Annotated in this window: 14 protein-coding genes; 8 read left to right on the forward strand and 6 right to left on the reverse strand. The window is 66.8% G+C overall.

Going from position 1 to position 13,421, the window contains the following annotated elements; all coding sequences use genetic code 11:
* Positions 1-22: 22 nt before the first annotated feature.
* Positions 23-265 carry an Lrp/AsnC ligand binding domain-containing protein gene (locus tag ACGFK1_RS02480; RefSeq protein ID WP_393425051.1) on the reverse strand — a complete coding sequence of 81 codons (243 nt, stop codon included), beginning with the start codon at positions 263-265 and terminating at the stop codon, positions 23-25.
* 75 nt (positions 266-340) lie between these two features.
* On the opposite strand from ACGFK1_RS02480, the gene ACGFK1_RS02485 reads away from it, so the two are divergent.
* Positions 341-1,294 carry a thiamine-phosphate kinase gene (locus ACGFK1_RS02485; RefSeq protein ID WP_393425054.1) on the forward strand — a complete coding sequence of 318 codons (954 nt, stop codon included), beginning with the start codon at positions 341-343 and terminating at the stop codon, positions 1,292-1,294.
* A 28-nt stretch (positions 1,295-1,322) separates the two neighbouring features.
* A complete protein-coding gene (locus ACGFK1_RS02490; RefSeq protein WP_393425057.1) occupies positions 1,323-2,006 on the forward strand; it encodes a uracil-DNA glycosylase in 684 nt (227 codons plus the stop codon).
* Positions 2,007-2,051: 45 nt separating this feature from the next.
* Here ACGFK1_RS02490 and rpmB read toward each other — a convergent pair whose 3' ends face one another.
* Positions 2,052-2,246, reverse strand: coding sequence for a 50S ribosomal protein L28 (rpmB, locus tag ACGFK1_RS02495; RefSeq protein ID WP_015306200.1), 195 nt, complete (start codon positions 2,244-2,246; stop codon positions 2,052-2,054).
* A gap of 204 nt (positions 2,247-2,450) precedes the next feature.
* Between rpmB and ACGFK1_RS02500 the strand changes: the two genes are divergently transcribed.
* Genes ACGFK1_RS02500 through ACGFK1_RS02510 form a run of 3 tightly spaced genes read left to right on the forward strand, consistent with a single transcriptional unit; the run spans position 2,451 to position 6,999 of the window.
* Entirely contained in the window at positions 2,451-4,082 is a 1,632-nt protein-coding gene (locus tag ACGFK1_RS02500; RefSeq protein ID WP_393425061.1) for a DAK2 domain-containing protein, read from the forward strand.
* A gap of 2 nt (positions 4,083-4,084) precedes the next feature.
* Positions 4,085-6,298, forward strand: a complete 2,214-nt coding sequence (recG, locus tag ACGFK1_RS02505; RefSeq protein WP_393425064.1) for an ATP-dependent DNA helicase RecG — start codon at positions 4,085-4,087, stop codon at positions 6,296-6,298.
* Positions 6,295-6,999 carry an HNH endonuclease family protein gene (locus ACGFK1_RS02510; RefSeq protein ID WP_393425067.1) on the forward strand — a complete coding sequence of 235 codons (705 nt, stop codon included), beginning with the start codon at positions 6,295-6,297 and terminating at the stop codon, positions 6,997-6,999. Before recG ends, ACGFK1_RS02510 begins: the two co-directional genes overlap by 4 nt.
* Positions 7,000-7,071: 72 nt before the next feature.
* Here the strand turns inward: ACGFK1_RS02510 and ACGFK1_RS02515 are convergent, their stop codons facing one another.
* From ACGFK1_RS02515 to ACGFK1_RS02530, 4 genes are all read right to left on the reverse strand, one after another.
* Positions 7,072-7,992, reverse strand: a complete 921-nt coding sequence (locus ACGFK1_RS02515) for a TIGR03619 family F420-dependent LLM class oxidoreductase (RefSeq protein WP_393425070.1) — start codon at positions 7,990-7,992, stop codon at positions 7,072-7,074.
* Entirely contained in the window at positions 7,989-9,050 is a 1,062-nt protein-coding gene (locus ACGFK1_RS02520; RefSeq protein WP_393425073.1) for an NAD-dependent epimerase/dehydratase family protein, read from the reverse strand. Before ACGFK1_RS02520 ends, ACGFK1_RS02515 begins: the two co-directional genes overlap by 4 nt.
* Positions 9,051-9,160: 110 nt before the next feature.
* On the reverse strand, positions 9,161-9,997 hold the full coding sequence (locus tag ACGFK1_RS02525) for an aldo/keto reductase (RefSeq protein WP_393425076.1): 837 nt from the start codon (positions 9,995-9,997) through the stop codon (positions 9,161-9,163).
* Between the two features lie 5 nt (positions 9,998-10,002).
* The gene (locus tag ACGFK1_RS02530) at positions 10,003-10,833 is read right to left on the reverse strand and encodes an aldo/keto reductase (RefSeq protein WP_393425079.1); all 831 of its coding nucleotides are present in this window, start codon (positions 10,831-10,833) and stop codon (positions 10,003-10,005) included.
* Between ACGFK1_RS02530 and ACGFK1_RS02535 the strand changes: the two genes are divergently transcribed.
* From ACGFK1_RS02535 to ACGFK1_RS02545, 3 genes are read left to right on the forward strand one after another with little or no spacing between them, the layout of a single operon-like run.
* A complete protein-coding gene (locus ACGFK1_RS02535; protein ID WP_393425082.1) occupies positions 10,832-11,938 on the forward strand; it encodes an alpha/beta hydrolase in 1,107 nt (368 codons plus the stop codon). The two genes, ACGFK1_RS02530 and ACGFK1_RS02535, sit on opposite strands and share 2 nt — an antisense overlap.
* Before the next feature lie 34 nt (positions 11,939-11,972).
* Entirely contained in the window at positions 11,973-12,761 is a 789-nt protein-coding gene (locus ACGFK1_RS02540; protein WP_393425085.1) for a DsbA family protein, read from the forward strand.
* Positions 12,758-13,393 (forward strand): vitamin K epoxide reductase family protein, encoded by a 636-nt coding sequence (locus tag ACGFK1_RS02545; RefSeq protein ID WP_393425088.1) that lies wholly within the window; start codon positions 12,758-12,760, stop codon positions 13,391-13,393. The genes ACGFK1_RS02540 and ACGFK1_RS02545 overlap by 4 nt, the downstream gene beginning before the upstream one ends.
* Positions 13,394-13,421 lie beyond the last annotated feature (28 nt).

A 13,421-nucleotide genomic window follows, 5' to 3' on the forward strand; every position in this document is an offset into this window, starting at 1 on the left:
CTCGGCATCCACGGCCCAAACTCTAGGTGCCCGCCCCGTTTGCGATCGGGCAGGTCAGCGTGCGGGTGATTCCGGTGACCTGCTGCACCTTCGGCACGACGTTGGTCTGGAGGTCAGCCAGGTTGTCCGCCCCGATCCGGACCACCACGTCGTACGGGCCGGTGACGTACTCGGAGGACAGCACGCCCGGCAGGCCGGCGAGCTGGGTGGCGACGAGCTCCGCGCGGCCCACCTCGGTCTGGATCAGCATGAAAGCCTCCACCACCCGCTGTTCCCTCCGTCTCGCTGCATAGACTCCTGGCCGCAGGGCCCAAACGTACCGCAGGCCGGGGAAGGTGACATGGCGAGCGACGAGGCCGACACATTGGCCGGTATGGGGGAGTTCGCCGTGATCGACCGTCTGGTCGCCGGGCGCGAGCAGCCCGCCGCGGTCGCGCTGGGGCCGGGCGACGACGCGGCGGTGGTCGTCGCTCGCGACGGCAGGACGGTGGTGTCCACCGACATGCTCGTCGAAGGACGGCACTTTCGGCTGGACTGGTCCACCCCGCACGACATCGGCCGTAAGGCGATCGCGCAGAACGCCGCCGACATCGAGGCAATGGGCGCGCGCGCCACCGCATTCGTCGTCGCATTCGGCGCGCCCGCCGATACACCCACGTCCAAAGCCCTCGAGTTGGCGGACGGCATGTGGCACGAGGCCGCGGTCTTCGGCGCCGGAATCGTGGGTGGTGATCTGGTCAGCGCGCCGCAGTGGGTGATCTCGGTGACGGTGCTGGGTGACCTCGGCGGCAGAGAGCCGGTGCGCCGCGGCGGTGCGCGCGCGGGTGACATCGTGGCCGTCGTCGGCGAACTCGGCCGCTCTGCCGCTGGACATGCGTTGTGGCACACGGGCATTCGCCAGTTCGGGGAGCTGCGCCGTAGACACCTGATCCCTGCACCGCCCTACGGGCAGGGGCGGATCGCGGCCGAGGCGGGCGCCACGGCGATGACCGATGTGTCCGACGGCCTGATCGCCGACCTCGGTCACGTGGCCGCGGCCTCGCGGGTGGGGATCGACGTGTCGAGCGCGGCGCTGTCCGCTGACCGCGACGCGCTCGCGGATGCCGCCGCCGCGGCCGGCCAGGATGCGCTGGCATGGGTGCTCGGCGGCGGCGAAGACCACGCGCTGGTCGCGACGTTCCCCGGCGGGCCGCCGGCGGGCTGGCGCCAGATCGGCGTGGTCGTCGACGGACCTGCGCGAGTGCTGCTGGACGGCGACACGTGGCGCGGAAATCCCGGATGGCAGTCGTTCTGACCGGCGTGGCCCGCTAGGTTGGCTTCCCGTGACTGCACGACCACTGGATGAACTCGTCGAAACTGGCTGGGCCGCCGCACTGCAACCGGTCGGCGCGCAGATCACTCAGATGGGGGAGTTCCTGCGAGCCGAGCTGGCAGCCGGAAACCGGTACCTGCCGACAGGGTCGAATGTGCTGCGCGCATTCACATTTCCGTTCGATCAGGTGCGGGTGCTGATCGTCGGGCAAGACCCCTACCCGACTCCAGGGCACGCCGTCGGGTTGAGTTTCTCGGTGGCGCCCGATGTGCGTCCGCTGCCGCGCAGCCTGGACAACATCTTCGTCGAATACGGCAAGGACCTGGGCTTCCCGCCGCCGTCCACGGGCGACCTGTCGCCGTGGGCCGAGCGTGGCGTGATGCTGCTGAACAGGGTGCTGACGGTGCGACCCGGCAACCCGGCGTCACATCGCGGCAAGGGATGGGAGGCGGTGACCGAATGCGCGATCCGGGCGCTGGTGGCGCGACGGCAACCGTTGGTTGCGGTGTTGTGGGGGCGCGACGCGTCGACGCTGAAGCCGTGGCTGGAGGGTGAGGACTGCGTGTCGATCGAATCGCCGCATCCATCCCCGCTGTCGGCGTCGCGCGGGTTCTTCGGTTCACGACCGTTCAGTCGCGCCAACGAACTGCTGGAGAAGATGGGCGCCGAGCCGATCGACTGGCGGTTGCCTTAGCGGGTTGAACGGCCAGCCGAAGTCGACGCTTGGGCGCGAAGGCCGTCAGCCGCGGGAGACCTTGCCTGCCTTGATGCAGGAGGTGCACACGTTGACGCGCTTCTTGTTGCCGCCGGGGTGGGTCACCGCGCGGACGGTCTGGATGTTGGGATCCCACCGACGGCTGGTCCGGCGATGGGAGTGCGACACCGACTTGCCGAAGCCGGGGCCCTTCCCGCAGATCTCGCAGACGGCAGCCATATCTAGAACTCCTCGAGTCAGTACTGGGGGTCTGGATTCGTCTCGCCGGATACCGGCGACGGGTTCGACCCGACAACCTGACCAGAATACCGGCCAAGCCAGGGAACACCAAAAACGCATCCACCGGCGTGAACGTTGCGACGGGACTGTCAGCGACGGTAGCTAGGCTGGCGCGCGGGCGCCACATTTGATGGAGGTTTGCGGATGTCGGCTCGGCGGCTCGATGCCTCCGCCCTACGCGACTGGGCGCACGCCGCCGTCGGCGACCTCATATCGCACACCGACGAGATCAACCGGCTCAACGTGTTCCCGGTCGCCGACGCCGACACCGGGACAAACATGCTGTTCACCATGCGTTCGGCGTGGGCCCAGGCCGATACGCACGCCGATGGAGACGATGTCGTCGAGGTGGCCGCCGCGCTGGCTGCGGGGGCGCTACACGGCGCAAGAGGCAACTCCGGAGTCATCCTGTCGCAGATTCTGCGCGGTCTCGCCGACGTCGTCGCATCTGTGGCGGCCGACCGCGGCGCGCTCGCAGACATCGACGGCAAGATCTTCGCGGCGGCGCTGCGGCACGCGGTGGGTCTGGTTGTCGCATCGATGGGTGAGCCCGTTCCGGGGACCATCGTCTCGGTGTTGCAGGACGCGGCGGGCGCCGCTGAACATGTGGGCGGTGACGGCGCCGACCTCGCCGAGGTGGTGTCCGCCGCCGCCGATGCCGCGGCCGTCGCACTGGACAAGACGACGACGCAACTCGATGTGCTGGCCGAGAACGGCGTGGTGGACGCCGGCGGGCGTGGGCTGCTGGTACTGCTGGACGCGATGAGCAGGACCGTGAGCGGACACGCACCGCGCAGGCACGAGTACGTGCCGTCGCCGCCGGTGGCCGACACCGCGGCGGTCACCGTCACGACGCCGCAATTCGAGGTCATGTACCTGCTGAGCGGTTGCGACGCCCGCGGCGTCGACACGCTGCGCGATCGGTTGGATCAGCTGGGCGAGTCCGTGGCCATCGCCGCGTCGGCGGGGGGTAACGGCCACTACTCCGTGCACGTCCACGCCGACGATGCGGGCGCGGCGGTGGAAGCCGCGCTGTCGTTCGGGACGCCAAGCCGAATCCAGATCACCTCCCTGTCGGCCGGTTCTGGCGCGCGGCCTGCGGGCGGGTGGAGCCGCGAACGCGCGGTGCTGGCGGTCGTCGACGGTGACGGCGCCACCGAACTGTTCGCGGGTGAGGGCGCGCACGTGTTGCGGCAGGAAGAAGACACGCCGGTGAGCGCCAAGCAGCTGCTGCACGCGCTGGTCAACACCGGCGCTGCCCAGATCATGGTGCTACCCAACGGCTACGTCGCCGCGGAGGAACTCGTCGCGGGCTGCACCGCGGCGATCGGCTGGGGCATCGACGTCGTCCCGGTGCCCGCCGGATCCATGGTGCAGGGGCTGGCCGCGCTCGCTGTGCACGACGCCGAGCGGCAAGCCGTCGACGACGGCTACACCATGGCCCGCGCCGCCGCCGGGGCCCGACACGGCTCGGTGCGCGTGGCCACCGAAGAGGCGCTGACATGGGCGGGCACCTGCAAACCGGGCGACGGGTTGGCGATCGCCGGCGACGAGGTGCTGATCGTCGGCGACGGCATCGCCGAGGCGGCCGCGGGCCTGATCGACCTGCTGCTGGCCTCGGGCGGCGAGCTGGTGACGGTGCTGACGGGTGCCGGCGTCGACGGCGGCGTCGGCGAAGCGCTGCAGGAGCACGCCCACCGCCAACATCCGGGCACCGAGCTGGTCACCTATCCCACCGGCCACCGCGGCGACGCGCTGCTGATCGGGGTGGAGTAGCCGTGGCCGTGCTGACCGACCGGCTCGACTACGTCCTCGGCAAGAAGGCGGCGGGGCCGCTGGAAGAGCACTTCGGCATCCGCACGGTCAACGATCTGCTACGCCACTACCCGCGCAAGTACAGCGACGGCATGACCGTGCTGGGTGAAGGTGAGGAGCTCGAGGAAGGCGAGCACGTCACGTTCGTCGACGTGATTGCGAAGGCCGAGGCGAAGTGGACCAATCGCACGCCCAAGCGGGAGTATCTCGTTGTCACACTGGGGAACCGACGGCCGAAGGTGACGGCCACCTTCTTCAACGCGAAGTTCTTGAAGAAGGGCCTGGTTGAAGGTACCCGCCTGATGCTGTCGGGAGAGGTTGGATACTTCAGGGGCACAATGCAATTGACTCACCCGGCGTTTCTGGTGTTGGAATCACCCACCGGCAGCAAGCATTTCGGCACGAAGTCTCTCAAGACCATCGCTGAAGCGTCGGACGCCACCGGTGACGATCTGCTGGAGGTGTTTGAAAGGGACTTCTTCCCGATCTACCCGGCCAACAGCAAGGTTCAGAGTTGGGACATCTACGCATGCGTGCGGCAGGTGCTCGACGTGCTCGACCCGATCGACGAGCCGTTGCCGAAACCGATTCTGCAGCAGCGGAATCTGATATCCGAGGATGAGGCCTTGCGGGCCATCCACCTCGCGGAGAACGCCGCGGAGCGCGAACGTGCGGAAACACGGTTGACTTTCGACGAGGCGATCGGGTTGCAATGGGCCTTGGTGACGCGGCGGCACGGCGAACTGAGCCAAACCGGACCGGTCGCCGAACCGATCGATGACGGCATGCTGAGCGCCATGCGCAAGCAGATGCCGTTCGAATTGACGCAGGGTCAGCGAGAAGTGCTCGAGGTGCTGTCGGCCGAAATGTCGGCAAGTCGTCCCATGAACCGCATGCTGCAGGGCGAGGTCGGTTCGGGGAAGACGATCGTCTCTGTGCTCGCGATGCTGCAAATGGTCGACGCGGGATACCAGTGTGCACTGCTTGCACCGACGGAAGTCCTTGCCGCCCAACATGCGCGGTCCATTCGCGGCGTGCTCGGCGAGCTGGCCATGGCCGGTCAGTTGGGCGGTGCGGACCGTGCCACCCGCGTCGCGCTGTTGACCGGTTCCATGTCGGCCCAGCAGAAGCGGGCGGTGCGTGACGAGATCGCCGCGGGTGAGGCGGGCATCGTCATCGGGACGCACGCGCTGCTTCAGGAGGCGGTGGAGTTCCAGCGGCTGGGCATGGTGGTCGTCGACGAGCAACACCGCTTCGGTGTCGAGCAACGAGATCGATTGCGCGCCAAGGCTCCCGATGGCTTGACACCGCACCTTTTGGTGATGACGGCGACGCCGATCCCGCGTACCGTTGCGCTCACCTACTTCGGTGACCTCGAAACGTCCACGCTTCGCGAGTTGCCGCGCGGACGACAGCCCATCGCCACCAACGCCATCTTCGTCAGGGAGAAGCCCGCATGGCTCCAGCGCGGCTGGCAACGCGTGATCGAAGAAGTGCGCGCGGGCCGACAGGCATACGTGGTGGCGTCGCGCATCGACGACAGCGACACACCAGCGAAAGGCGAGCAAGGACCACCAGCCACCACGGTGGTGAAGTTGTTCGACCAACTGCGGCACGGCCAGCTTTCCGGCCTGCGCCTCGGCCTGATGCACGGCCGGCTGCCCAGCGACGAGAAGGACGCGGTGATGGCGGACTTCCGGGCTGGCAACGTCGATGTGCTGGTCTGCACCACCGTCATCGAAGTCGGCGTTGATGTGCCGAACGCGACGGTGATGGTCGTCATCGACGCCGACCGGTTCGGCATCAGTCAGTTGCACCAGCTCCGTGGTCGCATCGGCCGCGGCCAGCATCCCAGCCTGTGCCTGCTGGCCACCCAGCTGCCGGAGGCGTCGAAAGCGGGCGCACGGCTGAAGGCGGTGGCGGGAACGCTGGACGGCTTCAAGCTCGCCGACCTCGACCTGGAGGAGCGGCAAGAGGGAGACGTTTTGGGCTACAGCCAATCGGGACGGCCCATCACGCTGCGATTCCTGTCGCTCTCAAGACATCTCGAGGTCATTCTGGCCGCGCGCGAGTTCTGCGAAAATTTCTACGAACTCGAGCCGGACCATCGTGGCATGGCGGTTCTGGCGGCGCCGTTCACCAATGCCGACCGGGTCGAGTTCTTGGACAAGACATGAGCCGGGGCAGGCTGGTCTGGCTGGCGCTGATCGTCGTCTTGGCGGTGGTGGTCGCCGTTCAAACCGTGACGGGCAGCGGCCGGAGCCCATTCGTTGCGGAGGCCGACATCCCCACCGTGGCACCGGGTGTCGACGTGCTTGCCGGCATCCCGGTGGTCCCGATCCGGATTCGAAGCTACGACTACCGTAGGGACGCGTTCGGCGACGCCTGGAGCGACGACAACTCCGCGCCCGGCGGGCACAACGGCTGTGACACCCGCAACGACATTCTGAATCGCGATCTGATCGACAAGACCTATGTGTCGATCAAGCGATGTCCCACCGCCGTTGCCACGGGCACTCTGCACGACCCGTACACCAACGACACCGTCGCCTTCGTACGCGGCGCCCAGGTCGGCGCCGCGGTGCAGATCGACCACATCGTTCCGCTGGCGCTGGCGTGGGATCTCGGTGCCCGCAACTGGCCCGGCGACATGCGGTTGCGCTTCGCCAACGATCCGGCGAATCTCCTTGCAGTCGAAGGCCAGGCGAACCAGGACAAGGGCGATAAAGAACCGGCGGTGTGGATGCCACCGAACGTCGCTTTCCGCTGCCAATACGCAGTGCAGTTCATCGCCGTGCTGCGCGGTTACGCGCTACCCGTCGATGCGCCGTCGGCGGCGGCGCTGCGGCAAGCCGCTGACACCTGCCCCAGGGGCTGACCCTCTGCGACGAGCAGACGCAAAACTGCCGCATCTCAGCGGAAAATGGGCAGTTCTGCGTCCGCTCGCGGGTCAGGGCACTTTGGGCTTGATCTCCTCGATCACCCACTGCAAGTAGTCGAGGTAGGCGTTGAGGTCGTTCACCGGTGGAATGGCGAGGCCGGTGACTGTCACCCCCAGTTCGGAGAACCATCCGAGTTGGTCGATGATCTGGTCGACAGTCATGCCTGGCCGCTGCGTGGGGTCGTCGACGACTTGATGTCCCTCGCCGATCAGTGAGGTGCCCAGGCCGTACAGCACGTCGAACGGCCTGCCGTCGTATGTGGGTTGGGACTTGATGAAGTCGAGTTTGGCAGGTATTTCCGCCGGCGGGGTCAGCCATGGGAACCATCCGGTGGCGTACCTGGCCGCTCGTTTGAGCATCGGCGCGGCGTCGCCGCCGATCCAGATCGGCACGTGTGGCTTCTGGATGGGTTTCGGTTCGAATGTCAGGTCCTTGAATGAGACGTACTTGCCGTCGAATTCGGGGGAATCGCTCGTCCACAACTCGATGATGGCGGCGAGATATTCGTCCGCCATCCGGCCACGCTCGCTGAACGGCACGCCGAGGACCGCGAATTCTTCGGCATCCCAACCGACGCCGAAGGTGACGCCGATGCGGCCATTGCTCATCCAGTCGGCGGTCGAGATGGCCTTGGCCATGACCACCGGGTGCTGCAATGGCAGCAACGTGACACTGGAGATGAGCCGAATCCGTTGGGTAGCACCGGCGAGGAACGCCTGCGCCACGGTGGAGTGGAAGTAGTGCGGACCCGACAGCTCGACATGAGAGTTCGATACCACGAAATGCTCGGGGATCGGGATCATGTCGTAGCCCAGTTCTTCGGCTCGCCTGGCCACCATGATTTGATCGGCGCCCGTCACGTCGGACTCGAACGGCTGGGACAGCGCCATCACGCGTGCAGTGTTGGGCATTGTCAGCGAGAACTTCATGGCGCACTGGGCCTTTCGCTCACAGATAAGGTCGGCGCAGCCAGCCGACCGGCCTTCTTGGCGGGGACGTGTCCGGCCTCGAGCATCCAGCGAATGGTGTCGGTGAATGTTTCGTCGGCGCCGCGGAACCGGAAGCCCGACGTTGCCAAGAAGCGGCTGGAATCCGCGGGTGGCCACTGGGTGCTGATGGCCATGGCTTCGGCGGACAGTTGGGTGTCGAACGGCACGAGTTGCTTGACGGCATCCGCAACTGCGCCCATCCCCCGTAGCAGCCTTGGCGGAACGCGCGGACTGAACACACGCTTGCCGAGAATCGCCTCAAGGCGGTGCCGCAGGTCGTCCCAGGGATAGAACTGGCCGCCGACGATATAGCGACCGCCCTCGAAGTCGGCCACGCGCGGATGCTCCAGCAGCCACACATGCGCGTCGGCGAGGTCGCGCACGTCCACGCATTGAAACCCGCCGCTGCTGCGCGGCAGTGCCGTGGCGATACAGTTCGCCAGGGCCCGGTTGGCCGCGCTCAGCTTGGGGTCGTCTGGCCCGATGACGGCTGTCGGATAGGTGATCTGCACCGGTGCGCCGCGGCGCTGCAGATCGCGGGCGAAGATTTCGCTGTCGCGCTTCGACCGGGTATACGGATCGGAAACGTCGGCCAGCGCGGTGTATTCGTCGACCCGAGGCGCGCCGGGGTGGAAGTAGACCATGACGCTGGAGACGTAGACGATGTTGCGGATGCCGGCCTCGGATGCGGCGCCGAGCACCGCCGTCGTCCCACCGACGTTCGTGTCATACATCTCTCGCGCTCTGCGCGGGTTGACCGACACCGCGGCGGCCGCGTGCAAGACGGCGTCGCAGCCAGCCATCGCGTGCGCCAACGCGGCGCTGTCACGAATGTCGGCGGTGACGCATCGCTGGATAGGACGTTCGTGCGCTTCGAACCAGGCGCGGGCCGCGTGTTCATCGCGGACCAGCAACCGCAATTCGTGGCCGGCCGCGAGCAGGGCCAGCGCGCTGTGCGCGCCGACGAAACCCGTGGCTCCCGTGCAGAAGACCTTCATGCGGTGCCGATCGTCGATGCTCTCGGAGGTGCCTCCTCAGCAATCGTGATGGCGCGCGGGCCCGCCGAATAGAGTAGGCGCGTACTCGTATTCGGTGCCGGTGAAACCGATCAGGTACCCGTGTAGGTTTCGGGATCCGGACGGAACCGGGTGCCGTTGTCGAGGCCGTTGAGCGTGGCCATCTGCTCCTCGGTCAGCTCGAAATCGAACACATCGAGGTTCGACTTGATGCGCTCAGGATTCGACGAGCGGGGGATGACCACGTTGCCGAGTTGAATGCTCCAGCGAATCAGCGCCTGCGCAGGTGTCTTGTCGTGTGCCTCGGCAACCGCGGCGATGGTCGGGTTGTCGAGCAGCTTGCCGACTCCCAGCGGACCGTAGGCCTCGGTCACGATGCCGTACTCGGCGTTGACCCTGCGCAGCTCCGCCTGGTTGAGCAGCGGATGCAACTCGATCTGGTTGATGGCGGGGGTGAAGAACGAAAGGTCGATGACGTTCGCCAGGTGCTCGGCGTGGAAGTTGGCCACGCCGATCGACCGGGTGTCGCCGTCCTCCCTGCGCTTCATCATGCCGCCCCAGCTGTCGACGTACTTGCCCTGCTCGCCTGCGGGCCAGTGGATCAGGTAGAGGTCGACGTAGTCGAGCCCGAGCCGTTCGAGGCTGGCCTTGAGCGCGTCCTGCGAGGATTGGAACCCCAGGTCGGGAGTGGCCAACTTGGTCGTGACGAACAGCTCGTCGCGGGGCACGCCGGAGGCGGCGATCGCCCGGCCGACGGCCTGTTCATTGCCGTAGGCCGCCGCCGTGTCGATCAGCCGGTAGCCGGCTTCCAGCGCCGTCGCCACGGCCCGCTCGGTCTCCGAATCGGTCAATTCGCCGACGCCGAGGCCGATCAGCGGGATCGTGTTCTCGTCGTTGAGGGTGACGGTGGGAATCGCAGCCGGCGTCATGGCACCTATCCTGTGAAGTTGAACGTCCGTGGATCGGGACCCAGTCGCGTTCCGTCGCCGAGCGACGAGATGGACGCCATGTCCTGTTCGCTCAGCTCGAAATCAAACACGTCGAAGTTACTCACAATTCGCTCGGGGGTCACCGACTTCGGGATGACTATATTGCCGAGTTGGATATGCCACCTAATCAGTACCTGTGCTGGTGTTTTGCGGTGGCTGTCGGCGACGCCGGCGATGGTCGGATTGGTCAGCAGCGAGCCCTGCCCCAGCGGACTCCACGCCTCGGTCGCGATGCCGAGTTGCGCGTGCAGTTCACGCAACTCCTGCTGCTGCAGCAGCGGATGCAACTCGATCTGGTTGACGGCGGGCACGATCCCAGTGGCGTCCACCAGGATTCGCAGGTGTTCGGGCTCGAAGTTGCTCACGCCGATCGACCGGATGCGGCCTTGATCGCGTAGGTGAGCGAACGCCTTGAAGGTGTCGACGAACGCGTTCTTCGCCGGCATCGGCCAATGGATGAGGTACAGGTCGAGGTAGTCCATCTCGAGACGCTCCATGCTGGCGTCGAACGCGGCCAGCGTGCTGTCGTAGCCCTGGTCGGCGTTCCACAGCTTGGTGGTGATGAAGACGTCTTCACGTGGCAGACCGGACGCCGTGACCGCCTTACCCACCTCGCGCTCGTTGAAGTAACCTGCGGCCGTGTCCACGTGGCGATATCCGGCCTGCAGTGCGGTCGCGACCGAACGCTCGGTCTCTTCCGGTGGTGTCTGCCAGACGCCAAGCCCGACCTGAGGCATCGAATTTCCGTCGTTGAGCGTGATCAAGGGAGCAGCCATGACTCAAAGTCTGCCAGCACCGGCGACCGCCCGCGTGGCGCCGCGGCCGGCCAAGGGTCGGATCGTCAACACGCTTTCGGGGTTCACGCTGCGGGCACTGCCCCGGATCCCGGACGCCGTGAAACGCCTTCTGCTGGGCGGTCGTTCGATCACCATCGACGGCAACACGCTGGACACCACGCTGCACCTGTTGCTCACCGGCATGACGGCCACCGGCCTCAACCGCCTGGTCGCCAGCCCGGACGTCGCCGTGGCGAGGGCGCAATTGCGCGTCACGGCCGCCGGCTTCAGGCAGAACATCCCCGTCGAATCGGTGACCAATCTCTCGATTCCTGGCCCCGGCGGCCCGGTCTGTGCGCGGCATTACCGGCCGGTCGACGCAGACGGCGAACCGTTGTTGGTCTTCTTCCACGGCGGCGGTCAGGTCATCGGTGACCTCGACGTTCACGATGACCTGTGCCGGCTCATCTGTCACGACGGCCGGTTGCACGTGCTGTCGGTGGATTACCGCCTCGCCCCCGAGCACAAGGCGCCAGCGGGTTCCGACGACGCGTACGCGGCCTTCCGGTGGGCTATCGGCCACGCCGATGAGCTGGGCGCCGATCCGGCCCGGGTGGCCGTCGGCGGCGACAGCGCGGGAGGCAACCTCGCGGCCTTGGTGTCGCTGCGAGCCCGCGACGAGGGTGCCGCGTTGCCCGCATTGCAGTTCCTGCTCTACCCGGTCACCAATTACCGCGATCAGACGCGGTCGCAGACGCTGTTCGCCGACGGGTTCTTCCTCACCAAGTGGGATCTGGATTTCTGCCGGCACCAGTTCCTCGACGGCGCGCAACTCGACGCCGCCGACCCGAGGGTGTCTCCGCTGTTGGCCGAGGATTTCTCCGGGCTGCCGCCCGCGCTGTTGCTCACCGCGGGCTTCGACCCGCTGCGCGATGAGGGCAGGCAGTACGCAGACGCGCTGCGAAAGGCGGGCGTGCCGGTCGATCACCGCGAGTTCGGGTCACTCATACATGCGTTCGCCAACTTCTTCCCGGTCGGCGGGGGCAGCAGGACAGCCATGGCCGAAACCATTTCTGCCCTGCGCGCCCATCTTGCCCGCGCCTGAAATCATCGCTGTGAGCCGCCGGTACTCTTGACCCGTGGCGACCAAACCCAAGAAGCAAGCCAGCTACGACCTGAAGGCGGCCGACCGCAAGCGCAACCTGGCGATCCAGATCGGGCTGACCTCGATCGTGGTGATCTTCGCCGTCGTGCTGGTGGGGTACATCGTCTTGTCCAACGACAAGAAGCCCCAGTCCGGTGAGACCAAGGCCGTCCGCGTGGCGTCGAGCAATGTCATCAAGAAGGAAGGCAGCGACGAGCCCAAGGTCGTGCTTTCGATGTACGAGGACTTCCTCTGCCCGCACTGCGGCGTGTTCGAGCAGCAGTTCGGTCCGACCGTGAACAAGCTCATCGACACCGGCGCCGTGGCCGCCGACTACTACATGGTCGCCATCCTGGATCGTCAGGGCGACGGGTATTCGTCACGGGCCGCCAACGCCGCCTACTGCGTCGCGGACGAATCCAACGAAGCCTTCCGCCGTTTCCATGCCGCGCTCTTTGCCCAGCAGCCCCACGAGGGGGCGGCATCGTTTCCTGACAACGCCCGGCTGATCGAGATCGCCCGCCAGGCCGGCGTTGCCGGCGGTGTGCCGGACTGCATCAACAAGGACCGCTATACCGAGATGGCGCAGGGCTTGGCCCAGGCCGCAGGCATCGAAGCGACGCCGACCATCAAGATCAACGGTCAGGAGTACTCGCCTACGACGCCGGACGCGCTGGTCGCCAAGATCAAGGAAACCGTCGGCAACGTACCGGGTCTCGACGGCGCCGCACCGCCGGCACCGGCGCCCAACCCCGCCCAGGCCCCGGCCCCCGCCGCGCCATGACCGCCACCGCACCCAGCAGCGACGTCCAGCCGGCCGAACCCTCGTCGGATGAGTCGAACCGGGTGCCGGTGCGCAGGGCGAGCGCCGTCTGGATTCTCATCGCCGGCGTCGTCGGCCTGGCCGCCGCGCTCACGCTGACGGTCGAGAAGATCGAGATCCTGATCAACCCCGACTACGTCCCGTCGTGCAGCATCAACCCCGTCTTGTCGTGCGGTTCGGTGATGGTGACGCCGCAAGCGTCGGCCTTCGGTTTCCCCAACCCGCTCATCGGCATCGTCGCGTTCACGGTCGTGGTGGTCACCGGCGTGGTCGCGCTGGCGAATGCGAGGTTGCCGCGCTGGTATTGGGCGGCCCTTGCCGGGTGCACCCTGCTGGGCGTGGTGTTCGTCCATTGGCTGATCTTCCAGAGCCTCTACCGGATCGGCGCGCTGTGCCCGTACTGCATGGCGGTGTGGGCCGTGACCATTCCGCTGTTCGTCGTCGCCGCGTCCGTCGCGCTGCAGCCGTTGCGGTCGAACTCGGTTGCCCGGGTGCTGTACACGTGGCGGTGGTCGCTGGTCGCACTGTGGTTCACCGCACTGATCCTGATGATCTTGGTCCGCTTCTGGGACTACTGGTCCACCCTGCTCTGACCGCGGGACACCGCGGGGCCTCCGGGCG

It is taken from the genome of Mycobacterium sp. NPDC048908, from assembly GCF_043197955.1.
Lineage (GTDB): Bacteria > Actinomycetota > Actinomycetes > Mycobacteriales > Mycobacteriaceae > Mycobacterium.

What these genes read in the sequence shown, in the direction of transcription:
- ACGFK1_RS02485 (WP_393425054.1), top strand. Translation starts at nt 341, where the DNA reads ATGGCGAGCGACGAGGCCGACACATTGGCCGGTATGGGGGAGTTCGCC.
- rpmB (WP_015306200.1), bottom strand. Translation starts at nt 2,246, where the DNA reads ATGGCTGCCGTCTGCGAGATCTGCGGGAAGGGCCCCGGCTTCGGCAAG.
- ACGFK1_RS02500 (WP_393425061.1), top strand. Translation starts at nt 2,451, where the DNA reads ATGTCGGCTCGGCGGCTCGATGCCTCCGCCCTACGCGACTGGGCGCAC.
- ACGFK1_RS02510 (WP_393425067.1), top strand. Translation starts at nt 6,295, where the DNA reads ATGAGCCGGGGCAGGCTGGTCTGGCTGGCGCTGATCGTCGTCTTGGCG.
- ACGFK1_RS02515 (WP_393425070.1), bottom strand. Translation starts at nt 7,992, where the DNA reads ATGAAGTTCTCGCTGACAATGCCCAACACTGCACGCGTGATGGCGCTG.
- ACGFK1_RS02520 (WP_393425073.1), bottom strand. Translation starts at nt 9,050, where the DNA reads ATGAAGGTCTTCTGCACGGGAGCCACGGGTTTCGTCGGCGCGCACAGC.
- ACGFK1_RS02525 (WP_393425076.1), bottom strand. Translation starts at nt 9,997, where the DNA reads ATGACGCCGGCTGCGATTCCCACCGTCACCCTCAACGACGAGAACACG.
- ACGFK1_RS02535 (WP_393425082.1), top strand. Translation starts at nt 10,832, where the DNA reads ATGACTCAAAGTCTGCCAGCACCGGCGACCGCCCGCGTGGCGCCGCGG.
- ACGFK1_RS02530 (WP_393425079.1), bottom strand. Translation starts at nt 10,833, where the DNA reads ATGGCTGCTCCCTTGATCACGCTCAACGACGGAAATTCGATGCCTCAG.
- ACGFK1_RS02545 (WP_393425088.1), top strand. Translation starts at nt 12,758, where the DNA reads ATGACCGCCACCGCACCCAGCAGCGACGTCCAGCCGGCCGAACCCTCG.